This is a genomic window from Sporosarcina newyorkensis (assembly GCF_900167515.1).
Lineage (GTDB): Bacteria > Bacillota > Bacilli > Bacillales_A > Planococcaceae > Sporosarcina > Sporosarcina newyorkensis.
Genome location: NZ_FUYJ01000002.1, coordinates 391,320 through 415,453, shown reverse-complemented (window position 1 = coordinate 415,453; position 24,134 = coordinate 391,320). Strand labels below are relative to the sequence as shown.

Below are 24,134 nucleotides of genomic sequence, written 5' to 3'. Positions count from 1 at the left end.
TTTGTTCGAGGTACCAGGTCCCCACATATGACTTCTTGGACAACTTCTTTTTGGATTGAGATAAAAATCGTACTCCTTACTCCTTTTTCTCCGCCCCTTTAAACCTCGGAAAACCAACCAAAATCGCGATTACACAACAAATTCCCATCAATACTGGATAAAATGAATACATGATAATGCTCACCGGTGAAATGGCAGCGAGCCCCGAAGCAGCAAGCATTTGTACACCATAGGGCAAAACACCTTGCCAAACGCTAGAGAACGTGTCGAGCAAACTGGCCGACTTGCGGGGATCGATCTCATATTCATCCGCAATATGCTTCACGACCGGTCCAGTTATAATAATGGCGATTGTGTTATTCGCGGTCGCAATATCCGCTGCACTCACTAAACCCGCAATACCAAATTCGGCACCCTTTTTCGTTTGAATCTTACTCGTAATCATGCGCAATAAATAATCAATACCACCGTTATGCTGAATAATCCCAACGATGCCGCCAATTAAAATCGATACCATCGCCAAATCCTCCATCGCGACAACACCGTCAGCGATTGCCTTCAGATAGCTTTGCAAGTTGTAGGAGCCGTCCATCAAACCAATCACACCAGCAATAATAATCCCGCCTGCTAACACGATTAACACATGTGTGCCAGCCAAAGCACCGACTAAAACAGCCAGATATGGCGAAATTTTTACGAATTGGTACGGGTGGTTACCTGTTAGATCAGCTGTATTGCCGTGCGTTAAGAAGCCAAGAAGAATCATCGTCAAGATCGCACCCGGCAGGACAATAAAAAAATTCACTTTAAACTTATCTTTCATTTTCGTATGCTGCGTCCGGACCGCTGCAATCGTTGTATCCGAAATCATGGACAAGTTATCCCCAAACATCGCGCCACCAATAACAGTCGCCATGGCAAGCGCCACCGGAATATCCGTCTGACTGGCAATACCCACTCCGATCGGTGCCAACGCGACAATCGTTCCCATCGAAGTCCCCATCGAAATAGAGATGAAGCAGCCAATAATAAACAAACCGACCATGAGTAAATTCGCTGGCAACATCGACAACCCAAGATTGACCGTTGATTCAACAGCACCCATTCCCTTGGCGACACCTGCAAAAGCACCAGCCAAAAGAAAGATGACCGCCATTAAAAGGATATTTGGATGCCCTGCGCTCTTCATGAAAATATCAACTTTGGTGCCGAAAGACTCCTTTCGATTCATCACAAGCGCAAGTGCTGCCGCAATGAGAATGGCAACGTTCAGCGGCATGATAGAAAAATCTTTTGTAACGATACCTGAGCCGATGAAAAGAATTACAAAAACAATGAGCGGTAAAAACGAAAGGTGACTTCCTTTTTTCATGGTGTTGTTTGACATATCTATTCCTCAATTTCTTATCGTATATGGTAAGCATATTAGTTTACCATATATGAGGGGCGTTTCGACAGCGGTTTTACTTTTTCCGTTCCATTTCTCATGCTTGTCTGTGCGCAAAACAGACATGACTATTTCGATAGGCGCGTTTGCTTATTCATCCACGGGGCCTGTTTTAGTTTTGTGGTGTCTAGGCAAGTTAAAACCATTTCTATGCTTATGCAACAGTAGCGACTTATTCGTATAGCTCGCATAATCTTTAAGTTTGGAAAGGTTTTAAAATTGCTTTTGAGTATTTGAATCTCCACCTCGGCTGCACTTTGATTTTGACCATGCAGAATGTCTTTTATTTGAGCAATCAATTTCTGCTCAAATAAGGAAATTAGCACTTAATGAGTTAAGTCATTCAACATTCACATTACTCTGGCAACCGATCGGATAATACAAGAACACTCCAAAATCGTTCTAGACTTCCACCTTCTACTTTCGTATATTAGAAGAGCCGCCCTCTACATCACCATTACACAATTTTTATATTTTAAGGTAGTCATTAAAATTTCGATTGATGAACAATTTAATACTATAATTGAAATCAACTTCTACCAACTGGTTAGAATGATTCAACTGAAATAATCTTAAGCGATTTATTAAAGGTTGTAATTTATCATTCTTTAATAATTTCAGCACCAAGGCAATCTTAGCCTTTTTCTTGGTCCCCGGAGCAACCGGATTATCTAATATGAGACCGACCATGCCTAATAGCAAATCAATTAACTCTACTCCAATTTCTTTTCCCTTCGAACGATAATGGCATTCAGTTATGACAAAATACTCTCCTCGATAAAGTGAGTGTATGTTCAGAGTATCTTTCACATGCACATCGAGATGTTTGGAGCGATACTCGGTCGCATCCTCGATAAATATTTTTGCATGCAGCTGATTTTGTTCACCATATCCTCTCAACAAACCATAAAAAATTCTTTCAGGCAACTTTGTGTAAATCATATCACTTAGGATTTTCTGTTTTGAGGAGTAAGCTGATGTGAACAATCCTGCTTGGCTATCTAGCTTATTTCTTGAATAATGTATAATGTTTATTTGTATGTAAGGGACTAAAGGTTCTAGCAGCTCAAATAGTAACTCTATTCCCTCCCGATCCTTAGAGTAGCCTCCATAACTTGTCCAATGAAATTTGTACTTATCATTTAGCGCATGAATGTCAGCGTGGTTAGGATGATTGTAAACAATTGAAGGAATACTAACTGCCCCCATTAATTGAATGGGATCTTGTTTCTGTTTACCGCTTTCATCGAAGCAAATAATGATCTCTGTACTTTTAGTTCCATTCACAAAACCCACCACTTTCTTGACAGACTGTATGTATACTTGTTAAGATTAGTAACATAATAATATGTATGCGTATAACTCGTGTCATTTGAACACGCGTTAGCGTATCTCGTGAAAGAAACTCATGCCACTCGCGCATGCGTTTCTTTTTTTCAGAAAAGGAACTTTTTGTCCCCACTATATCACACCTGTTCCATATATTGTTTATCGAAAGATTCAATATCCATGTGACTTTCAGATTGAATGTCATACCTTTGAATAAATACGCGTACCAAATATAAACATTAAACAACGACAAACAAGTGGAAGGTGGCATTCAAACCAGCACACTTCCTATTGGACCCTACGCTTCTTTATTTTTCCAAATTCACTTCATGTGCATTCTTGTAGACCTAAGCAATCTACTCAAATGCCTTTTGATTAATTACAGTGAATTAATTCTTTTGTGCTGTCATCTGCAATAAATCAGTAAGGGATTGCGGATTAGTAAAATTGAACAACTACTATTATTTAAGACAGATAGTTCTCCAACGACATAATCGCATTCTGATGTTCTTGCATTTGCTTATCCAACCTCTCTTGCTCATCAGCTAACAATCGATGCTCTGCGGCGTACTGAGCAATCTCTTTCATCCCATGCAACTTGCGCTCGATCTCTGCAAGGATACGATCTTGCTGCTTAACCCGCTCCAGTTGCTGTTTAAGCAGTTCGAGTTCCTCTACGGAGTTTTCATACATAGATGTCGTCTTCCTTTAAGTTAAGTAGTACTTTTTATATCGGCTGATCAGGCAGATTATCTACTGGAAACAAGCTAGATAATCTGCCTGATGATCCAAGTAGGATTAAGCCGTCAAACATAAGATAATAGAACGAACATCCCCATTAACTGGTGAATTTAATGGAGGTTAGCAAACAATTATATCATCGGATTTGCGGGAAGTTGCTGGGGGATGGCTGTATAACGAAGCAAAGGTATCGAAAATCGAGGTTTCAATTCATTCACCGAATTGAAGATTTTGACTAGGCAGAATACTGCTATTCATAACTAAAAGATTTTTTACCGCTCACTCCCCTGTTTATAAATGAGTTGTAGATCCACGTCTCAAACAAATTTCTCGGAATGCTACACATTACAATCAAAGGCGCATGAAGTAATTACCGAGCTATATCAAACGTGGTAACCTGCCGGCAAGAAGGAAGTGCCTTTTCAATTCCTAAATCACTATTTAAACGAGGAGGCATTGTCTTGCTGGTATCAGGATGATGAACATCTAAAAGTTGTGAACGAAAAACGGTTTCGAAACGAACGACTATCTACTTACCATCAACGATTTCCCTTTTAAAGTCGACTGTGGAGATGAATGAAAAACTAAACAAGTTGGATACACTTATTTGTCATGAGGGTAAAATTGTTTGTAACGCTTCATTGTTTAAGCTAATTACAATATATTGTGCTGTAGTGTCAGAAATGAGTGCTTATCAAATTAGAATTCAAGATGTCCAGCGCGAAAAACTAGCTAGTATACGGCAACAAACTGGGTTAACGGGAAGCCAGCTAGTGGATTATTGTTTTAGAGAGTGAAATTTATGTAAGTCTGAATTATATGACAGTTACACTTCCCAATGATGTTTGAAATTCAGAATTGAGGATTAGTTGTGCGGGAACCTAGTAACTTTTTAATAAAAGCTTCAATGGCGTCAGAAAGATGACACCACTAAAGCCTCGATTTAACTTCATTTTACTAAGTCTTGTAGTTCCTTCACAACATTTGGAGGAGTTTGATTCGTAAGGGCTGCCACCATGTTTTCTGCAGCTGTCATAGCCATATCGAATCGGGTGTTGTTGGTGCAGGAACCTATATGAGGCAATGTAATAACATTATTCATCTTCAACAGAGGGTTATCTTTTTCTATAGGTTCTATTTCAAATACATCGAGCCCGGCAGCACGGATTTCATTATTCTGCAAAGCAGAAATCAAAGCCTGTTCATCGACCACTTTTCCTCTCGAACAATTAATGAAGACCGCATCATTTTTCATGAGCTCAAACTGCCCTTTGCCTATAATATGAGTTGTAGATTCATTAAGAGGCAGCATAACGACCACATAATCAGACTCCCTTAACAAATCATCTATGTCTCTATATAATACGCCGTATTGGTTTTCCAATTCTATTTTCCGTGACCTATTATGATAAAGAACTTTCATATCGAAACCGGCACTTGCCCGTTTCATAATTTTTTCCCCGATACGGCCCAATCCAATAATACCTATTGTCGCGTGATGAATATCCTTCCCGTAAAACTCCCGGCTATCCAACGGCTTTTCCCATTTACCCTCTTTGACATAGCGGTCGAATTCTACAATTCTTCTTCCCGCGGAAAGCAGCAGTCCAAATACCAAATCAGCGACCGAGTCATCTAGCACGTAGGGAGTATGTGTGCCAATGACCCGTCTTTCTCTCATCGCCTCCGTATCAAACGCATCGTATCCCACTGCAATATTGCTCACAACCTTCAAGTGAGGGGCATATGTTAAGAACTCCTTCGTGATTACCCCTTTTGGAGTCATCAGTCCTTCTACTTCAGCTACTTCCTTCAGCAATTCACTTTTTGGAATCGCTTCTTCCTTGTTCCAGATTTTATACTCACAGTGTTGTGCTATATAATCTTCCACCTCTTGAGGTATGGGCTTAGCAATAAATACTTTGGGCTTCATACAGAACTTCCCTCCTATTCAACTGTTACCACTCTGCTATACTACCATCCTTATGTCTCCACACAGGACTTTTCCAATTATGTCCTATCTTGGCTTGCCGTCTCACATAATCTTCATCGATTTCAATGCCCAGACCGGGAGCTTTAGGGATTGCGACATAGCCTTCCTTATAGTCAAAAACAGATTTATCAGTAATATAGTCTAATAAATCGCTGCCTTTATTATAATGAATTCCCAAGCTTTGTTCCTGTATGACCGCATTATGAGAAGTTGCATCCACTTGTAGGCAGGCAGCTAGAGCAATCGGACCAAGCGGACAATGAGGGGCAAGAGCCACATCATATGCTTCAGCCATACCGGCAATTTTCTTTACTTCCGTGATTCCACCGGCATGCGACAAATCGGGCTGGATAATGTCTACATAGCCATCGTTTAATATATTTTTAAAATCCCATCTAGAATACATTCTTTCGCCCATTGCAATCGGAATTGCGGTATGTTGAGCGATTTCCTTAAGAGCTTCCATATTCTCGGTAAGTACGGGTTCTTCAATGAACATAGGTCTGAATTGCTCCAATTCCTTAGCCAGTATTTTTGCCATCGGCTTATGTACACGGCCGTGGAAATCAATGCCTATTCCTATATATTCCCCTACAGCATCCCTTACAGCGGCTACTCTTTCCAGTACTTGATCCACTTTTTCAAACGAGTCAATATACTGCAATTCTTCCGTCCCATTCATTTTCAAGGCAGTAAAACCCGCATCAGCTATAGACTTGGCTGCCACTCCTACATCAGAAGGACGGTCTCCTCCAATCCATGAATATACTTTAATAGAATCTCTGCAAGCGCCACCCATTAATTGATGAACAGGCGCATTGAAAAACTTCCCTTTAATGTCCCACAGCGCCTGATCAATTCCTGATAGTGCACTCATTAGAATAGGACCACCCCTGTAAAATCCTGACCGGTACAGCTTATTCCAATGATCCTCTATATTCATCGGGTCTTTCCCTATTAAATATTCCATCAATTCCTCTACACAAGCTTTTACAGTATGGGCCCTCCCTTCCACGACAGGCTCTCCCCAGCCTACCAATCCTTCATCTGTTTCTATTTTGAGAAACAGCCATCTGGGAGGCACCTGAAACAATTCAAAGTTTGTAATTTTCATCTATACTCCTCCTTATGATTTTTTAAATAATTTTTTCGAAAATAACGGTGTGAACAGAGTAATAACCGCAATCACTAATAGAACGACCGTAATAGGTCTTGTATAGAAAATACTCAAGTCCCCTTGCGACATAACCAAAGCTCTTCGGAAATTGCTTTCCAACATCGGTCCTAAGATCAACCCTAAAATGACGGGTGAAGCTGGAATTTTAAACCGTTTAAAAAAGTAACCTACTACACCAGCGATAAACATTACAACTATATCGAAGTAATTATTTCCTAATGAATAGGCACCTACCACACATAACATAAGGATCAGCGGCGTGAGTATTGTTTGTGGAATTAACAGCACTTTTGTGAACAAACGAATTCCAAGCAGACCAAAGACCAATAACAGTACATTCGCCAACAGCATTCCCACAAATAACGTATAAACGATTGGCCCATTCGATTCAAATAACATTGGACCGGGCTGCAACCCCTGCACCATTAACGCTCCCAATAAAACTGCTGTAACCGCATCTCCGGGAATCCCCAAAGTCAATAACGGGATCATAGCTCCTCCAGTTACACTGTTTCCCGCTGCCTCTGGCGCTGCTACCCCACGCAGATCACCTTTGCCGAACTCCTCTTTATTTTTGGCAAATCGTTTCGCTTCATTATAGGCGACGAAAGCTGCAATATCCGCTCCAGCTCCCGGAACCATGCCTGTAAAAGTCCCAATACCTGCGGAACGGAGAATGGTACCAATCAATCCTTTAAACTCCAGCCACTTTAATTTCACTTTATCAATAGTCACTTTCACTTTATTTTCAGTGAATATGTCTTCCATTGATTTAAAAGCTTCAGAAGCCGCAAACAGTCCGATCATAATAGGAATAAAATTAATACCGGAAGACAATTCCGACATTCCAAATGTAAAACGTGGAAAGCCTCCGATTGGGTCCAATCCGATTGAGGCGATCAGCAGTCCCAATGTTCCGGCCATTAATCCTTTCACAAGTGAATCTCCGGCGATGCTGGATACAATCGACAAGCCAAATAGCGCCAAAGCGAAAGACTCAGGCGCGCTAAACTTTAATGCGCAATTAGCTAATTGCGGTGCAACTAAAATGAGTACAATTACACTGACAAGACCACCAATTGCACAAGACAGTGTTGATACTGTTAGCGCCTTCTGTGCTTTTCCCTTCTGAGTAAGCGGGTACCCGTCGATTACAGTAGCTGCAGAAGCGGGGGTACCCGGTGTATTGATTAAAATAGCGGTCAGTGAGCCTCCGTACACTGAACCAAAATAGACCCCGATCAGTAATAAAATCCCGGTCACCGCATCCATTCCGAAAGTCAAAGGCAGCATCAGCGCGACCCCCATAGTCGAAGTTAGACCGGGCAGGGATCCAATGATAATCCCTAATAAAGTACCAAAAGTCAGGAAAAGAAGAACATCCCAGTGAAGAATATTAACTATACCTTCCATTAATAAACTCATTTAATCACCGCCTTTTTATAAGAATAAAGATCCCATGGGAATCGAAACTTTCAATAGTTTTTCAAATACAAGAAAGACAAACAAAACGGCCCCTAACGGAACACTCACCAACGTAACAGCCTTACGGACTTTAGAAAAAAACAACAAACTGAAGATCGTTAAAGCTGTGGATACATAAAAACCGATATAGGGAATGACCAAAATATAAGCCAGCACAATGACCATCGCGATCAATGCGTATCTAACTGTTTGAGAACTTTCTTCATTTTTCGAATGATCCCGTATCCCCTGAATTAATAGTATAATCCCAAAAAGAATCAACAAACCGCAGTATATTCTGGGCAAAAATGCCGCCCCCGTATCCGCAGTGTTTAATTTAGGAAAGTCCAGAGTCAAATAGTAAAACAACCCGCCTAAACAGATAGAAATAATCCCACTCGTTATATGCGGAACCTTCATAGCCACACACCTCACTTCTATTAAATAGTGAAAAAACAAAGATTGGGAAGTCCCAATCTTTATTTATTGCCTAAGCCCAACTCTGCAAACATCTCTTTGTAATAATCGTAGTTTTCATCCATGAACGCATTAAATTCATCTGCTTTCTTCAATTCAATTCCCAATCCATTACTGCTCATGAATTTTTTGAAGCCCTCTTCATCCGCTGCCTTCAAGAAAGCATCCTGCAGAATTGTGACAATTTCATCCGGTGTGTCGTTTGGTACTGTGATCCCTCTCCAAGTGGCAATTGTTTCACTTTCAAGGCCTGCTTCTGTAAATGTCGGTACGTCAGGAATAATATCTGATCTCTTATCAGACATTATTGCAAGGGTCTTCAAGTTACCGGCATCCAGCTGAGTTTTTACTTCTGCCGGACTGACTGTGACTGCGTCCACATGTCCACCGACCAAAGCTGTTACAGCAGGTGCAGCTCCTTCAAATGGTACGTGGTTTAATTCAATGTCTGCATTCTTAGCTAAACTTTCAGCAGCCACATGCCAGATAGAGCCCGTTCCCGCATTACCGACCTGAAGTTCACCAGGATGCTCTTTAGCATAATCAATAAATTCTTCCAATGTATCATACGGTGCATCTGCAGGAACTGTAAGTGCCGCTGGATCCAAGTTGATCATAGCAACCGCTTTCATCTGGTCCTGATTCAACGTGGAAACGCCCATATGTTCAAGCATTGTTAATTCTGCAATAACCATAGTTACTGTATAGCCGTCCGGTTTCGCATTAGCGCCTTCAGTCATTCCGACAGAACCACTGCCACCCGGCTTATTAACTACGCCAATAGACTGTCCCAAGTGCTTTTCAACATCTGCCGCCAACGCTCTTGCAGTCGCGTCTGTTCCACCGCCGGCTGATGTAGGTGAAATCATCGTGATGGCTTTCGACGGGAAGTCTGTTTTGTCACCTGAGCCGGCACTGTCACTTGCATTTTCCGATTTGTCATTTCCACATCCTGCGATTGCCAGCATCAATACTGACACAATAAACAATCCGATACACTTCATACTCTTCTTCATACAATTACCTCCCTAATTATATATGTTTTTTACAATTTTTGAATAAATTCTGATCAATTCTTTCAGCAACTTCCTGTGCGCCCAATACAAGAGAGTATTCAACCTGCAAATCACTTGCCTCAATTACATTCCATTTTGGACCCAAATGCTTCAGCAGAATAGTAAATAAGCTTCGTAAAGGATTAGATCCGCCAACTACAACCCACTCAATATCTTTACTATCATGAACACTACTCAGAAGAGATTTCAGATCCTCATGGATTACTGCACCCGCATAATAGTTGGCTCTTTCGTTATCCGTTACATCTGTGAAAAGCTCCAGCAGTCTAACATGATAAAAGCTTCGGGTAAGACCATGCGTTTCCGCCGCTCTGAACCCTTTAAGCAACATACTTTCATCGACTGATTGAACCAGTTTTGAGCTCACCGAATCAGATAATATAGTTTCTTTTTGAATGGCCATCAGTGTTTCACCAGCCAATGTAGATAGGCAGGAAGACAGTGTACGATTTCGATCCACCATCACAAACTTTGTATGGGAGCCCGGCAATACCAAAATCCCTCTCCCTTCTAATTCCAATTGCTTTAATAAACCTAGAGATTCAACTTCTTCTCCCCGCATTACATCAAATTGATTAATTTGATCAACCTGATCAGCCACATTTGCTGCATAGTTGCTCATACCCGGTACAAAAATACAGGGAATATTAAAAAATTCGTCTAATATCGCGACTTGAGAATTCTTTGCAAAATCTTCTGCAGTAACAGGCGCAGTCAGATGAGGCACCTCAAGAATTCCTAGTTTAGAGGTAATCATCCCTGAAGCTACTATATACTCGATATTAGCTGCAGATAAATTATTTCTTTCCAGTAAATTTGCAATACCGTTATGTAAATGATTTTTCAGTCCTTCATTCGTTCCCTCAATCGCTGTATTCCTGACACCGATGCGAACTTTTTCAATATCTGTTATCAAGTTCTTACTGCTTTCGATCAGTCTGATTCGTGAATTGGTTGTTCCCGAGTCAATAAGGATGGTAAACATTTCATCACCGCTTTTCTGTATTCATCTCGCTGTCTATACTTGGCGTGCCACCTCTACAAATTGTGATGCTCGCCGCTGAATTTCTTCAAAGTTGCCTGTCTGAACCAATTTGTCATCCACAAGTGAGCTGCCGATTCCCAAAGATGATGCACCAGCCTCTAAATAGCTTTTGGCATTATCAAGAGAAATCCCACCTACAGCCATTGTTTGGACAAATGGCAGTGGTCCCTTAAGATCTTTCAGAAAACCCGGCCCTAAATTTCGAATAGGGAATATTTTAACCATTTTGGCTCCATATTCATACGCAGTCAGAGCCTCGGTAGGTGTAAAAACACCAGGAATCAATGGAACATCATACCGGTTTGATGCTTCAATCGCTTTTGATGAAAGCGTAGGAGCCAATAGAAAACTGGCTCCTGCATTTATTGCCAGTACAGCTGCTTCTGAATCCAGGACAGTGCCAGCCCCGATGATCAAGTCAGGGTAAAGCGCTTTCATATCCTCTATGCTTTTCAGGGCGCCAGGGGTGTTCATTGTGATTTCAACGGTCCGGATTCCTCCTTTATAAAGGCTGCCGACAGTTTCTGCTAATTTCTCAGACGATTGACTGCGGATGATGGCTACAATCTTTTCATTAGCTATTCTCTCTAGAATCGAATTCATTCTAACGCTCCCTCTCTATTCCTTAATAAGGAACACCGTTTCATTAAATGATTATTTTTTAGTCGTTCCTCAATAAGGAACGACGTTTCACTTAATTACTTTATACAATTATATAGCTAAACTAAAAACAAAGTCAATTCAAAATTAATATTTTCTAAATAACTCCCCCTAAATCCATAGAAATTGCTTTTGATGTTTTGAGTACTTCTGCCGCCATTTCTTCAAGCTTTTCCTCGCTTACCCTCATAATCGGGCCTGCTACACTTATGCCGGCAATCACCTCACCTTTGTAGTTCAAAATGGGAGCAGCTGCGCATTTGATACCCAGCTCATGTTCTTCATCATCTATCGAGTAGCCTCTGTTCCGGATCATCTCCAAATGATCGAGCAGTGCGTCAAGCTCGATGATCGTCTTCGGTGTGAACCCCTCTAATCCTTTTTCCTCCACAATCGTAACGATTTCCTGGTGAGGCAAGAATGCAAGAATGGCTTTGCCAACTCCTGTACAGTGCATAGGGGCACGTTTTCCGATATTAGAAAACATCCGGATTGTTGCAGAGCTTTCAATTTTATCAATATACACAATTTCTGACCGTTCTCTAATCACTAGATGGGCTGTCTCTCCTACTTTTTCAGCCAGCTGTCGGAGATGCCCGGATGCTATGTTACGGATATCCAGATGATCTGTAACAGTCTGGCCGAATTCGATCAGCTTCAGGCCAAGTATATATTTCTGATTTTCGGGATCCTGTCGCACGAATCCTTTCTTGAGCAATGACATTAATAACCGGTGCGCTGTACTCTTCGATACTTTTAACTCCGTCGATAACTCAGTAACACCGAGACCTTTTGGAGCTTCTTTAAGTTTTTCCAGGATCAGTAATGCCCGGTCAACTGATTGTACAGTTCCTACTTCTCTCATTTACTAACAACCTCCCAAGTTCCCCATTAAGGAACGACGTTTTATTATCATCATTATACGGGTATACAGTAAAAAAACAAGATTTTAGGCAAGCGTATAATATAAAAAAATACGTACCTTTTCAGCACGCTGCACAAATAGCCCTGCTGCTTCTAATTTTTAGAGCAGAGGGCTATCCTTTTCGATAATTGATCTGGATTTGTGGGGACCGTGGCAGATACGCACCAAGTAGATTAGTATCTTGTTGTAAGGAAAGGTTCGACAGTTCCGTGAACAGTTTTTAAATCTACTTACCCTCAATGATTTCTCTCTTAGAGCCGACTGCGGAGATTAATGAAAAACTAAACAAGTTGGTTACACTTATTTGCCATGAAGGTATAATTGTGTGTCACGCGCCATTGTTTCAGCTATTCACAAAAAATGTTATGTAGTGTCAGAAATGAGCGCGTATCAAATTAGAATTCAAGATTTCCAGTGTAAAAAAACCGGTAGTATACGGCAACAAATCGGATTAACGGTGAGCCAGCTGGTTAATTATTGTTTTAGAGTGTGAAATGTATACGATTCAGTGTAGTGTCTGAGTTATGCAGTGACCTAGTACTTATCCCTAACTACGTTTTTTTGTAACCCAGCATTTACTTACGACGACAAAGGATAGTTTTATTGTTATGTTGTCCGCTTCAGGAAGGCATACATTTGTTGTACAGATTGCCAAAATAGAGTAGCGTCTGAATTGTCTAGCAAACACCCTGCACTAAAAACTTCGTCAATATTAATTTGTAGACAGTAATTCGTACAGAATAATATGCGTTTACTTAGTGTGACTTACTGTATAACCTAGCATTTTATTTATCTTTTCTCTCCTGTGGGTTACTTGTTTCAACATCAAATTATCAGTCTGTGGAGAAATTTCATCAAAAATTTCTTGCGATCTTGTAGCGTATGTTATAAAGTTCCCGTAGGGTCTTCTATCTATCCCTAAGTCAGTGTACAACCTATAAATTTGCTTTCTATAGGGTAACTTGTTTAGGCCTTGCTTTTCCATAGTGTTTTTCGCTTTTGCAATTAATCTCTTTGCATGACGGTAAAATTTTGAAGGGCTTTTCGCACGCATTTCTACAGTTTCCCCATCAAAGACAAAGCCTAAATAATCCATCCGTGTCGGGGAGGAAGTGAAAAAGTCCTCAATACAATTCCTATTATAGATGAAAGACTTTGTCTTATTTTTTTCAATATACATTCCATTTAATTTTACTAAAGAATATATGTCATCCTGTATGGACTTAAATTCTGTTACTTCAATACCGCCGTTTTCAGGTATTACTACTATAAAATCATCAGAGTATCTCCTATAGATCCCTCCATATTTACGCACCAATTGATTTACCTGTTCATCAAAATCAATGGCATAAACATTAGACAAAACAGCACTAATAGCTGTACCTTGTGGAATTCCATATTTCTCCTCATTAGTAGTAGGCTTATAAATGGTTCTGAAACCACGAAAGTCTTTTGAAGTTAAAAAATATTTATGTTTTTTTTGTTGTTTTAGCTCTTTGGGCGATCCTACATATTTATGAAGAAGCTTTTGGTTATAGTAAGAGTATTTAGTGACTGAACGAAATACTTTATACCAATCCCTCGGTAGCTGATCTCCTTTGATTTCCATAACTTTAAGTACTTTGTCTTTTAAATTCCTGTGCTTTATTTGATCAAAGTAACCTTTAAAATCTCCTATCATTATGTAACATGACCCGAAACTCTTTATTTTGTTAATGACAGCAGCAGCATGGTCGATATTACTTTTTCCTTTTTCCCCTTTTTTAGAACGATAAGCAATCGAGGTTTCATCTATAGATCTTTTCCGAACCCAATTATTATAGGCATCATTTAACTTATCTCCATAATACTTATAAATAAAATTATCTAAATGACTCGCATACATAATCATCCTTTTTTTAGTCTTAATGGGACGACTGTCAGGACGCGATTCATCAAAAACATATTTTTCGGTCTTGCTAATATATCGGATCAACGGGTAAAAGTTATGTGTTTGAATTTTCTTGTGATTGCTTACATAACTTTCTGTTTTACCGTTAAATTTTCTTTTATCATCAAAGTGTATATATTTCTTTGCTTTATAACCGTGTTTTTCTTTTTTGTATATCAAGGTGCGTCACTCCTTTTAATAGAGCAAAGCAGGTATCAATGCAGTTCTTGAATGCTACCTGCTCAGCACACCCACTACCAGCTGTCAATTATCAATTGAAAGCTACCAGTGAAGGCCATAGTCTGCCGCGGCCTAGGCCGTCGTTTACCACGGGACACTGCTATCTAAACTAATCAAGATACTTGTTATAATTACCTCAGGAGATTGGAGCTGCCTGTCCATGATTGTGCTCAGAGTCGTTTGTGACCTTCACCTCAAGGAATTGGAATCGTTGGCAACTATTTCAACTTCCTGTCGCTCAGCTGGTTATCCTTGTCTGTTTACAAGCCAGAAGATCGATTCGTTGAAACAAGTGACCTTATAACCATTGTTATAAGCACTTCAATAATACCACACTTTTGCAAAGTTTCAAATTATCTTTAAGGGATAATATTGAGGATTTCTGTTGGCTCGTTTCTGAGCAATCACAAGCAAGTTGGAGATTATTGTTTTAGTGTGCGGGATGTATATATAAGTCAGATTAGTTTCTTGGTTGTATCTTGCACAGGTGTATCTCACTAATACTGGCAACTTAACTGTCCTGTATGGATTATGGGATACACATGTTCACCGGAGTCTTGAAACCACGTTTTTTAATTGTGGCACCAGGTCTCTACAAAATTTAAACAGAATTCAAAACTGTATTTGAATGAAATCGCATACAGTATTCAAAAATCCAGAGATCATTCGCATAACCCTTTATGTAACGTGGATTTTCTTGACACGCCGTTGAAATTCACGCAATGCGTGTTATTATAAGTTTCTAGATCTAACTCAACTTAACTATAAATTCAATCGTCAAATTGGAAGTTAACAGGAAAAGTATTATGCTTAAGAAAGGATGAGAGGTTATGGAAATAACGTTGCTGGAACAAATAGCAGACGAGCTAACTTCTATCAAGTCACAGCTATCAGAGAATACGCAACTCACAAAGGCTATCTTCGACCGGCAGGATGAAAAGGATGCCCACGTGGAAGCACGCACACTGGATGTTCATAAACTACATGGCGAGCTTGCTTCTTTGAAACGGGGACAGGAACGCCAAGATAAGATTTTGGAATCGTTGGCAATGCGATCGCTTGAGCAAGAGACGGATCTTCGTGATTTAAGACGATTACAATGAATGAGGAATAGCTTAATTTAGATGAACTGCGCTTATTTTTTCGTGAACCATCCTTCGCTTACAACAGCAAAGGATGGTTCTTTTGATTAATTGTGTGGAGACCTAGGACTTCCCACCAAAATTACGCCAAATAATTCTCCAGCGACTGAATCGCCGCCTGATGTTCACGCAGCTGCTTATTCAACAGTTCACTCTCTTCCCCTGACAGCTGATAACCCGCCGCGTACTCTACAATCTTCTTCATCTTCTTCATCTTCTTCATCTTATTCAACCGCATCTCAATCTCTGCAAGGACCCGATCTTGCTGCTTAACTCGCTCCAGTTGCTGTTTAAGCAGTTCGAGTTCCTCTTTGGAGTTTTCATACATAACCGTCGTCTCCTTTTTCATTAAGTAGTACTGTTTATATCGGCTAATCAGGTAGATTATCTACTGGAAACAAGCTAGATAGTCTGCCTGATGTTCCAAGTCGGGTTAAGCCGGCAAACATAGGATAATAGAACAAGCTTTCCTATAAGCTGTTGAGTTTAATGGAGGTCAGCAAGCAATTATATCACCGGATTTGCGGGAAGTTGCTGGGGGATGGCTGTATAACGAAGCAAGGAAATCGGAAACCGAGGTTTCAATCCATTCACCGAATTGAAAATTTTGCTGGTCGGAATACTGCTATACATAACTAAAAGACTTTTTACCACTCACGCCCAACAAAGGGTTTTCAAAATAATTGTGTGGAGACCTAGCATTTTCCACTAAAGTACACAAATAATATATCGGCACTCAGCAGGAGCATGCTATAATGAAAACAAACGTTCTTTTCCAGGGATATTCTTCTAATCTAAAAAGGGAGGATTTTCGCTATGCCGAATGATCAAACTATTACTTATATCAGACAACATTTTCCTACTACCCCAACAGAAGTTGTAGCGGAAGCTGTTAATCTTACCATCAGCCAAGTTCGTACCTTGGCAAAAAAGCATAATATCAAGAAATGTGAATTATATAAAGAAGAATTGAAACGGCAACTTGTCACTGACAGGCGCAGATGGTTTGAGAGTAGCCTATCCCCTTTTAAGCCTTCGCACTATCAGGAACAACTTCTACTCGGCAGTCTGCTCGGTGACGGCTATATCAGTACAGGCGCGGCCAGGAGCGTAAACTGTCATTATCAGGAGCATTTCGGAGAAGATCAGCGTGAGTATCGTGAATGGAAACTAGCACAGCTAAGCGGCCTGCCATTTAACATTAACGGCAATTATCTACGTTCAGCGAGCCATCCGTATTTTAAGCAATTACGTCATGCCCTATATCCGGGCAGTCACAAGACACTGGATGAGGCATTTCTTGCCCGTTGTATCCACCCCGTTTTTCTAGCTGCGCTCTATATGGATGACGGCAGCCTGACGGTTTCATTCCGGTATAATGAACGCAACCGGACCGTTTACTGCATGCCGAGTATTATGCTGTATACACTGAATTTCACACGGCAAGAGAATCAGTTGCTGGCGGATCATCTGAATAAAACGTTCGGAACTAGCTTTGTATTGTCAGGTCATCCGGACGGCCATCAAAGTCTATTGAAGCTGAACAAGGAACAGGAAGTACGACATTTACTGTATACGATTGGTCCATATGTGAAAGAAATTGACTGTATGAGATATAAGAACGACTTGAAGGAAAACATTTCATTGAAAACAGAGTCATTACAGGAGAAATTCGGGAAGGATGTAAAAATTGTCGTTAGTTCATCTGAAAGATTTAAGGCATATACGCAGGAAGAGATCGAGCGGATGGTTGTTTTGAAGAAAGCAAATATTGCCGACCAGGTGATTGCAGATGAATTAGGCAGGTCTTATTGGTCGGTTGTTTATAAGTTGAGGAGACTGCGACGTGAAGGGATTTTATAATTGTGCGGGGTTTTGCTTTTATCCAGCAACTAGGATAAAGCGTTAGTTTTTCTTCCTTTTACCCCGACAGTAAAGATTGACCCGACAATAAGAATTGCCAAGGCGGAGACTAGCATAACTTTGAAATTAAGGGCGATGAGATACCAACCAACGCGAGCAATAAAATAAATCAGCCCAAGGAATATCACAATCCAGATACCAACAATGATCTTATTGAGGAACGCATCCTCTTTTTGCAACAGGGACTTACACAAAACGATACAGACAGTAACTGCGATGATAAATGCTAGTATTACTAACAGCATTGGTGCAAACAAATTGGTAAATTGATTATACGTATGATCTACTGCTATAACGGGTTTGACAAAAGCCGCTTTTATAATGTTTCCTAAAGCCTGAAAAAAATTATTGAATTTTTCACCTGCAATTTCATGATCTAGTCTGTCTTTAATTGGTCCAAGTAATTTATCAGCAGCTATCAACAAAAATAGGATGACCACTAATCCGACAGTAGAAAATAGTAAATCCGAATTACTCTTGACCTTATCCAATTTACTCTCCTCATTTCCTCTATTTTATAAACAATATGAAATAGGAAGAGTGAATAGGACAAATCATGAAAAAAGAACTACAATTTCTACTCCCGATTAGAAAGCGCAAACCATCCAAATGATTCATTAAAGTACGAATTGCCATCTGATGCCTTTGCAACTTCTAATTCAACAATTGTGGGGGGTCTGGTACTTTCCACCATGTATACAAACTAGTATTGTGTTTGAATTGGTTGGGGACCAGGTACCTGATTTACAAACCGGGGTGACTGTAAGCCAACTGGTTGATTATTGTTTTAGAGTATGAAATGAATATAATCCAGATCAGTGTCCAAATTTTGTGGGAATCTGGTACGTAATTTATAGCCAACATACGCACGCCTTTTGCGAATTGTGGCTATACCTGACATCCCATTGTCGGGGTGAAATTCATCATTTCTGTATAGAGGTAGATAGGTTATGTATGCAATTCAGACTAGTGTCTGAATTGTGTAATAGGCACCCCAAACCAAGTATACTAATTCATCATTATTGAAATGCTATGCCTGTGCAATCGTTTAATTTTAATTATGTCCTCATCGTCTAATGTACCGAAGCTTAACAACTTCTTATAAACTTCTTCAACGACTACGTCGTTTTTCGATAAAAGTATAGGATGAGACTGAGTAGCTATAAAATAATATTCCGATTCCATATTCCTAATACGGATTTGCTCATCTCAGTCTAGCAAAACACTTTCCCCATCTATATCGGCAACGCCATCATCATACTCTTCCCTCGTTATATATCTATCCTTATACCATGCAGCCTCTTCCCATTGCACACCCCCTACTTCTGCGTAAATTCCAAAATGAGGCATAGGCTTCGTCTTAATGAGTAAAAATTGGTGATCAAGGGAATAGGAGTTTTTCAATGCCCATACTTTTTCAATTTTCATTTCCATACTATCCATAACCCATGTATCTTCGTAAATTTTGTAAATTCTTCTGTTAATGGAGCTATTGCTAAAGCCCTGAGTCCACCATAAATCCACTTCTCCTATTAAGTTGTTTATCCGTGTCATTATATTATTTATTTTTTTCGGGTTATTTGTTTCAATAAATCCCCTTTTTCCAGGGAAACAAAATAATAAAACGTCATTGAATTCCCTTAATTCCCCGATAACTCTGTTTATCTCTTTTTGCGCGTTAGATTCTTCTTTTACTTCTTGTAAAATCTTGCTCACTATATTCCGCACCTCTTCAATGGATTGCGGTCGGTCTACAGGTGAACGACTGAGCATTTTGTTAATTACTGATTCAATAACCACAAAAGACTTATCAACTGCAGTTAAGGGTGTCCTACTACCTCTTGCTACCCCACCAGTTATTAACCATGTAATAATTTGACCTAACGCGAATATATCCATCGTTGGGTGGGGTTGACTATCTTTTTCAAATTGTTCAGGCGCTGAAAAATCGTAGTTTGCCATCCTATCACTTTTCCTTGTATGTACAAATCTTTCGTAAAACTCAGGGTCAAACCAGGAAATTCCAAAGTCAGCTAAAACTATTTCATCATTATCACCAATCAATATATTCTCAGGTTTCAAATCTCTATGAACGATGTTATTCTTATGAATAACAGATATGGCATTTAGAAGCTTTTCGAAAGTTCCATTTATCTCACTAAAGGTCGAAAACTCTTTTCCTTCTTTCCATTTTTTTAAAGTACGAGGGTATTTTTTCATTAAAATGTATGGAAACTGTGTACCATCAATCTCCAAATGCCCGAAGTAATAAATTGGTACGACAGCTCTTGTTTCTGCTAGCTGAACGATTTCTCTAAATTCAGTAATTAATCTATTGTACTTTGAGGAGCCATTTTCCTCTGCTAAAACTTTTAATGCCACCTGACTCTTTCCGAACTGGGCGTTATATACAATGGCATTCCCGCCCTCGCCAATTTTTTCTTTTACATCAATTATCCCCAATGTAGATGTAATTTTCTTTTCTTTTTTGATAAATTGTCCGATCTTCCTTTTATTTTCTCGAACCATAGTTAGTTACCTCCAACATAAAATATATAGTAAATGTATTTATCTTTCTAATTTGGAATATCGCTATTTGGCTCTCTATTAAATACATGAAGTTTTCCGCAATTAGGTCAATTCAAAGCAGTTTCATTTACAGTCAGTTTTTTTGCTTTACTTGATAACTTATATCGGAGTAAATTCTCATTCGGGGCTTAAAAGGTAAAAAAGACCCTAGAAAATCTAGGGTCTTTAATATTAACGTAACAACTGAAGAACGCCTTGAGGCTGCTGGTTTGCTTGCGACTTGTCCCGTTATTTCTAAACGAGGTCAGACTATATCTTCACCCTTATACTACAAGGGGCTGGGCACTTCGAATGTTACGACTCGTAACACCCTACGGATTTCATCGTCGTAGCGGTTGCCTTAAACGGTATATCCTAGTCGTTGAACGTTCCCCACGGTTTCCCGACAGGGGCCTCGCTGCTGATTGTCCAATCTCTTCTTTTTCAAGCCGTCGCGTTTACCGTTTCCAGTTCCGCTGTGGCAGAAGAGCTCTCAGGAGGTTCCAGCAATTCACCCAGTGATGCTCTAACCAGTTACCCGGTTAGACGCCCGTACAACATTATCGAAGAAGTTGTAATACTCCTTGCGGTGACTGTGTGCTTGAGCCAACATTGCTTGTGCTGCTTGAGTTAAGATGTTGTTCTTCGTAAAGTCCATCATCTCTTTCGCCATCGTGCGAACATTAGCTTTCACTAATGACTAGACTATATCTTCACCCTCCACTTTCGGGTAGGGGCCGGGCACTTCGGATCGGCAAGTTACTCAGTCCTGCGTCTCCTATGGATTTCATCATCGTAGCTTGCGCCTTAGATGGTCTATCCTAGTCGTTGAACCTTCTCCACTCTTTCGAGACAGGAGCTTGGCTGCTGATTGCCCAATCTCTTCTTTTTTTGAGCCGTCACGCTTACCGTTTCCAGTTACGTTGTGGCAAGAAAAGTTTCAGGGGTTTCCAGCAATTCACCCGGCCGTACTCTCTGACCGTCACCAGTCAGGACGACTGTGTCTGTTGTTGCTTAGGCAGCTAAGACATAATCCACGGCGGATACGGGATTCCGCAACTATAGTTGTGTATTGCATATGTTCTCGTAATCATCGCGGCATGCCGTCGTCCGGAATCTTTTCTGATACGGGATGGATTGGATCGAATAGCTTTATGTATACATTGTGTCCCTTCTCTTCCGCAGCGACCGTCTTCACCAGCACTTCTGCTGCCGCCTTACTCGCGAAATACGCACCAATGCCCACAATTAAGTTTTTGAATCATGCCAAAATGTCCTTTCCGTTTCCATTCTTATGAATCAGCGGCAGACAAGCCTACGGATTGAATATATCCTTCTTTGTGTCGGAGTATTGAGTTGATTGCTCACGTTGCTCACAACAGTGTCTAAATTTAGGGAACATCGAGAGCTTGAGCTTATGAAATGATAATAACTGTTAGCATTAAAATCGCAACTTCACTCATAATTGTCCATGCTTTCATTTTACCTCACAGTTCTAGCACAAACACCGGTAACCCATGATTATAATTCACAGTAATCTTTGTATTGGAAAGTTGGATTTCATCGATTCTCTTCATCGTTTGCTCATTTTCATAATCACCCATTTTTTCAAGAGCCCATTCAAACATATTGAGGAAATCGGCATCCAAGCCATGCATATTAGATTTGAATATTTGATTATCTATATCTTTTACATCAACTAACACAAATATGGAGTTTTCTATTTTCGAAACAACTTTTTCTTTTAACCGGTAATCGATTAAACTGTCATTTGTTCCTTGAAAAACAATCATCTTAGCATGATTATTAAAGTTATCGTAAAGCGTATTGAGACTTAGTGCTTTTTTGTCTGTAACAACCTCTTTTGCAAGATAATCAAATTCAATTTGAAGAAGCATGGAGCCATATTGCTGATATAAACATCGATTAGCCGATAAGTAGACCGGCTCAATCCAAGCCGAATTGTCGACGATGTATGAAAATAAGTGTGGGGCCAATCGGTTACTTAAATGTAATAGGTGTGCCCCATGAGAATGTCCATAACCAATAACTTTTCTTTCATTAAAAGGCAATCCATTTTCCTTTAAAATGGTTTTAATCGTCTCTAGCGCTGTCACAATGTCAATAGCCTGCATAAATCCCATATCATTAAAATTATCATTTGTTTCAACAAGCTTTGCCATTACTGGAAGCCTCAGAGATTTCGTTGAAAGTAAATTCAATAAATCAGATGGATTTCTCTGAAGCGCTTCTAACCCATCGACATTCAGATGCCTCTCCACTTCCACCATTCCGTTTTTTAGATTAAAGTTGTCTGCCCCTTGCATAAATTCATCTCCGAAAAATGAACATTGTACTGTTACAAGGTTATATTTATCTGCAAATACATCACGCATTTTTTTATATACCTTTGATTCAATATGGGCACCGAAACCAGGAACCAAAATTAATATTCCTGTTTCATCTGACATTCCTGAATTTGGAATTGAAAAATCAATTCGAAGATCCCGGCCTGTTGAACCATTATATATATTAGGATGCGCAGGTATTGTTATACTTTGATTTCCTGCCATCATAGTCTCCTTTTAAACGTCACTAATTCCTTGCCCTTTTCTTCAACCAATAAATTGGAGTAAATAGTCGAACGATAAGAAGAAACTTCCTAGAATTCAAATTTATTAGACATAGAATAAAATATTATATTATCTAGACAGAGAGCACAGAAGCAACAGATTAGTGTTATCAAATCAATACGAGCAAGAGTTGTTTGACAAACAGTAATATTAGCACTGCACTCCGTTATTCTATGAGTAATTTTAAATTACACTAATGTCGCATAAATAGGTTTAAAATATTCCGACCTCTCTTTTTGGCTTTCAAGTAAAAAATGAAGACACCAGATCAGAGACAGTATAGATCCATTTTCCCACTATAACTTTTGTCTACTGTGACAGAAACTGATCGCCCACGTTATGGCATGCTTGTTCCTTCGATTTTTCGAAGCCAGATATATGCGGGCTTCCATAAAGAAGCTTTCAAATAGCAGATGATCTGCAAGAACGTTCGCTTACTTCCAGTCCGCAGCTGGGCAAGGACTTTCGGGCAATATACAATCATCGCAATATACACTTGATTGTGCATGCCTTGCTGGTTTTGTGCGAAGAATTTTTTGCTGTTCAAATATTGTTTCATCCGTTAGAAGAACAGTTCAATGGCCCAACGAGACTTATATAGTTCCGCGATTTCATCTGCAGACAAATCAAATCGGTCGTGACCAGGTTCAGTTAATTGCCTATGGAACCTAACACTTTCAATATATGGAACAGATTCTCCGACCTATTGCGGGACGTGCCGATGACAACCATTTCATCGGACAACACGACAGTGTCTTCCCGCAGTTCGAAGTGCTCGAGTGAACGGACCACTGCGGTCGAGCACATACATGCATTCCTTATCGCCGACTAGCACTTCTAGCTGACCGCGATCAATGATCCTTGGCGCTTGTCAAAACCGCCTGGTCAGGAAGGCACCAGCCCTTTCCAAAGAGCACAAGTCGCAGGGGAAGCTTGATTACCGAACTTGGTTTTCGAAACGTCGCCCGTAGGTGGTTAATCAAATTCAAAGGCAATGTACTGGAATCGATAATTTTCAGTGGAGTCATTCGCTTGCGTCGCGTCTGGGAATCGGTAGCATCATAAATCTGTGCGACCAAGTCGAGAAAAATGACCTGAAAGAATTCCGTCAGTACCTGGCGCAATCTCCTGCCGGGCTGCGAGAAGCTGTTGGAATCAAAGTTCGTAGCTTCCTGTTGTTCTTAGTAAAATACGCTGTCACTGACGTTTCCGTTTCATGAAGCTGTGCATAGAAGAATAAGTTCATAAACGAAGCCATATGCAACTCCTTAGTATAGTAGACAAGACAATGGAGTTGGAACTGTTCCGTAAATAATTCATTGGAAATTGATTATAGTCATTACTCAAATGCAGTTTTTCGTGTA

18 protein-coding genes and 2 pseudogenes are annotated in these 24,134 nt (G+C 40.1%); 2 read left to right on the top strand and 18 right to left on the bottom strand.

Annotated elements, in window-relative coordinates; genetic code table 11:
* Window positions 1–76: 76 nt before the first annotated feature.
* The 12 genes from B5D59_RS06225 to B5D59_RS06170 all read right to left on the bottom strand — a co-directional run bounded on the left by B5D59_RS06225 (window position 77) and on the right by B5D59_RS06170 (window position 14,444).
* On the bottom strand, window positions 77–1,387 hold the full coding sequence (locus tag B5D59_RS06225) for a Na+/H+ antiporter NhaC family protein (RefSeq protein ID WP_139365957.1): 1,311 nt from the start codon (window positions 1,385–1,387) through the stop codon (window positions 77–79).
* 528 nt (window positions 1,388–1,915) lie between these two features.
* Window positions 1,916–2,734, bottom strand: coding sequence for a DUF3800 domain-containing protein (locus B5D59_RS06220; RefSeq protein ID WP_078817287.1), 819 nt, complete (start codon window positions 2,732–2,734; stop codon window positions 1,916–1,918).
* Window positions 2,735–3,241: 507 nt separating this feature from the next.
* Window positions 3,242–3,469 carry a hypothetical protein gene (locus B5D59_RS06215; RefSeq protein ID WP_078817286.1) on the bottom strand — a complete coding sequence of 76 codons (228 nt, stop codon included), beginning with the start codon at window positions 3,467–3,469 and terminating at the stop codon, window positions 3,242–3,244.
* Window positions 3,470–4,466: 997 nt separating this feature from the next.
* Complete coding sequence (locus B5D59_RS06210; protein WP_078817285.1) at window positions 4,467–5,450, bottom strand: 2-hydroxyacid dehydrogenase; 984 nt, start codon at window positions 5,448–5,450, stop codon at window positions 4,467–4,469.
* Between the two features lie 25 nt (window positions 5,451–5,475).
* Window positions 5,476–6,624: a galactonate dehydratase gene (gene dgoD / locus B5D59_RS06205; protein ID WP_078817284.1), complete on the bottom strand. Its 1,149-nt coding sequence runs from the start codon at window positions 6,622–6,624 to the stop codon at window positions 5,476–5,478.
* A gap of 12 nt (window positions 6,625–6,636) precedes the next feature.
* On the bottom strand, window positions 6,637–8,112 hold the full coding sequence (locus tag B5D59_RS06200; RefSeq protein WP_078817283.1) for a tripartite tricarboxylate transporter permease: 1,476 nt from the start codon (window positions 8,110–8,112) through the stop codon (window positions 6,637–6,639).
* Between the two features lie 15 nt (window positions 8,113–8,127).
* On the bottom strand, window positions 8,128–8,571 hold the full coding sequence (locus B5D59_RS06195; protein ID WP_078817282.1) for a tripartite tricarboxylate transporter TctB family protein: 444 nt from the start codon (window positions 8,569–8,571) through the stop codon (window positions 8,128–8,130).
* Between the two features lie 59 nt (window positions 8,572–8,630).
* Window positions 8,631–9,644: a tripartite tricarboxylate transporter substrate binding protein gene (locus tag B5D59_RS06190; RefSeq protein WP_078817281.1), complete on the bottom strand. Its 1,014-nt coding sequence runs from the start codon at window positions 9,642–9,644 to the stop codon at window positions 8,631–8,633.
* Between the two features lie 16 nt (window positions 9,645–9,660).
* Entirely contained in the window at window positions 9,661–10,689 is a 1,029-nt protein-coding gene (locus B5D59_RS06185; protein ID WP_078817280.1) for a 2-dehydro-3-deoxygalactonokinase, read from the bottom strand.
* Between the two features lie 33 nt (window positions 10,690–10,722).
* Window positions 10,723–11,352, bottom strand: coding sequence for a bifunctional 4-hydroxy-2-oxoglutarate aldolase/2-dehydro-3-deoxy-phosphogluconate aldolase (locus tag B5D59_RS06180; protein WP_078817279.1), 630 nt, complete (start codon window positions 11,350–11,352; stop codon window positions 10,723–10,725).
* A 154-nt stretch (window positions 11,353–11,506) separates the two neighbouring features.
* Window positions 11,507–12,274, bottom strand: coding sequence for an IclR family transcriptional regulator (locus tag B5D59_RS06175; RefSeq protein ID WP_078817278.1), 768 nt, complete (start codon window positions 12,272–12,274; stop codon window positions 11,507–11,509).
* A gap of 811 nt (window positions 12,275–13,085) precedes the next feature.
* Window positions 13,086–14,444 (bottom strand): reverse transcriptase domain-containing protein, encoded by a 1,359-nt coding sequence (locus tag B5D59_RS06170; RefSeq protein ID WP_078817277.1) that lies wholly within the window; start codon window positions 14,442–14,444, stop codon window positions 13,086–13,088.
* 890 nt (window positions 14,445–15,334) lie between these two features.
* Between B5D59_RS06170 and B5D59_RS06165 the strand changes: the two genes are divergently transcribed.
* Complete coding sequence (locus tag B5D59_RS06165; protein ID WP_078817276.1) at window positions 15,335–15,607, top strand: hypothetical protein; 273 nt, start codon at window positions 15,335–15,337, stop codon at window positions 15,605–15,607.
* A gap of 121 nt (window positions 15,608–15,728) precedes the next feature.
* Here B5D59_RS06165 and B5D59_RS06160 read toward each other — a convergent pair whose 3' ends face one another.
* Window positions 15,729–15,974, bottom strand: a complete 246-nt coding sequence (locus B5D59_RS06160) for a hypothetical protein (protein ID WP_078817275.1) — start codon at window positions 15,972–15,974, stop codon at window positions 15,729–15,731.
* Between the two features lie 488 nt (window positions 15,975–16,462).
* Between B5D59_RS06160 and B5D59_RS06155 the strand changes: the two genes are divergently transcribed.
* On the top strand, window positions 16,463–17,509 hold the full coding sequence (locus tag B5D59_RS06155; protein ID WP_078817274.1) for a hypothetical protein: 1,047 nt from the start codon (window positions 16,463–16,465) through the stop codon (window positions 17,507–17,509).
* A 29-nt stretch (window positions 17,510–17,538) separates the two neighbouring features.
* On the opposite strand, the gene B5D59_RS06150 is transcribed toward B5D59_RS06155, so the two are convergent.
* The 5 genes and pseudogenes from B5D59_RS06150 to B5D59_RS06130 all read right to left on the bottom strand — a co-directional run bounded on the left by B5D59_RS06150 (window position 17,539) and on the right by B5D59_RS06130 (window position 24,097).
* Window positions 17,539–18,060, bottom strand: a complete 522-nt coding sequence (locus tag B5D59_RS06150) for a hypothetical protein (RefSeq protein ID WP_078817273.1) — start codon at window positions 18,058–18,060, stop codon at window positions 17,539–17,541.
* A 718-nt stretch (window positions 18,061–18,778) separates the two neighbouring features.
* Window positions 18,779–20,098, bottom strand: coding sequence for a serine/threonine-protein kinase (locus B5D59_RS06145; RefSeq protein ID WP_078817272.1), 1,320 nt, complete (start codon window positions 20,096–20,098; stop codon window positions 18,779–18,781).
* A gap of 599 nt (window positions 20,099–20,697) precedes the next feature.
* Window positions 20,698–20,810, bottom strand: a pseudogene (locus B5D59_RS06140) (flagellin); the annotation flags it as partial.
* 814 nt (window positions 20,811–21,624) lie between these two features.
* A complete protein-coding gene (locus tag B5D59_RS06135; RefSeq protein ID WP_078817271.1) occupies window positions 21,625–22,710 on the bottom strand; it encodes a DUF2920 family protein in 1,086 nt (361 codons plus the stop codon).
* A gap of 397 nt (window positions 22,711–23,107) precedes the next feature.
* Window positions 23,108–24,097 (bottom strand): annotated as a pseudogene (locus B5D59_RS06130) (transposase).
* Between the last annotated feature and the right edge of the window lie 37 nt (window positions 24,098–24,134).

Excerpts from the sequence above, each read along its gene's own strand:
- B5D59_RS06225 (WP_139365957.1), bottom strand. The coding sequence starts at position 1,387 with ATGTCAAACAACACCATGAAAAAAGGAAGTCACCTTTCGTTTTTACCG.
- B5D59_RS06215 (WP_078817286.1), bottom strand. The coding sequence starts at position 3,469 with ATGTATGAAAACTCCGTAGAGGAACTCGAACTGCTTAAACAGCAACTG.
- B5D59_RS06210 (WP_078817285.1), bottom strand. The coding sequence starts at position 5,450 with ATGAAGCCCAAAGTATTTATTGCTAAGCCCATACCTCAAGAGGTGGAA.
- dgoD (WP_078817284.1), bottom strand. The coding sequence starts at position 6,624 with ATGAAAATTACAAACTTTGAATTGTTTCAGGTGCCTCCCAGATGGCTG.
- B5D59_RS06200 (WP_078817283.1), bottom strand. The coding sequence starts at position 8,112 with ATGAGTTTATTAATGGAAGGTATAGTTAATATTCTTCACTGGGATGTT.
- B5D59_RS06195 (WP_078817282.1), bottom strand. The coding sequence starts at position 8,571 with ATGAAGGTTCCGCATATAACGAGTGGGATTATTTCTATCTGTTTAGGC.
- B5D59_RS06190 (WP_078817281.1), bottom strand. The coding sequence starts at position 9,644 with ATGAAGAAGAGTATGAAGTGTATCGGATTGTTTATTGTGTCAGTATTG.
- B5D59_RS06185 (WP_078817280.1), bottom strand. The coding sequence starts at position 10,689 with ATGTTTACCATCCTTATTGACTCGGGAACAACCAATTCACGAATCAGA.
- B5D59_RS06180 (WP_078817279.1), bottom strand. The coding sequence starts at position 11,352 with ATGAATTCGATTCTAGAGAGAATAGCTAATGAAAAGATTGTAGCCATC.
- B5D59_RS06175 (WP_078817278.1), bottom strand. The coding sequence starts at position 12,274 with ATGAGAGAAGTAGGAACTGTACAATCAGTTGACCGGGCATTACTGATC.
- B5D59_RS06165 (WP_078817276.1), top strand. The coding sequence starts at position 15,335 with ATGGAAATAACGTTGCTGGAACAAATAGCAGACGAGCTAACTTCTATC.
- B5D59_RS06160 (WP_078817275.1), bottom strand. The coding sequence starts at position 15,974 with ATGTATGAAAACTCCAAAGAGGAACTCGAACTGCTTAAACAGCAACTG.
- B5D59_RS06155 (WP_078817274.1), top strand. The coding sequence starts at position 16,463 with ATGCCGAATGATCAAACTATTACTTATATCAGACAACATTTTCCTACT.
- B5D59_RS06145 (WP_078817272.1), bottom strand. The coding sequence starts at position 20,098 with ATGGTTCGAGAAAATAAAAGGAAGATCGGACAATTTATCAAAAAAGAA.
- B5D59_RS06135 (WP_078817271.1), bottom strand. The coding sequence starts at position 22,710 with ATGGCAGGAAATCAAAGTATAACAATACCTGCGCATCCTAATATATAT.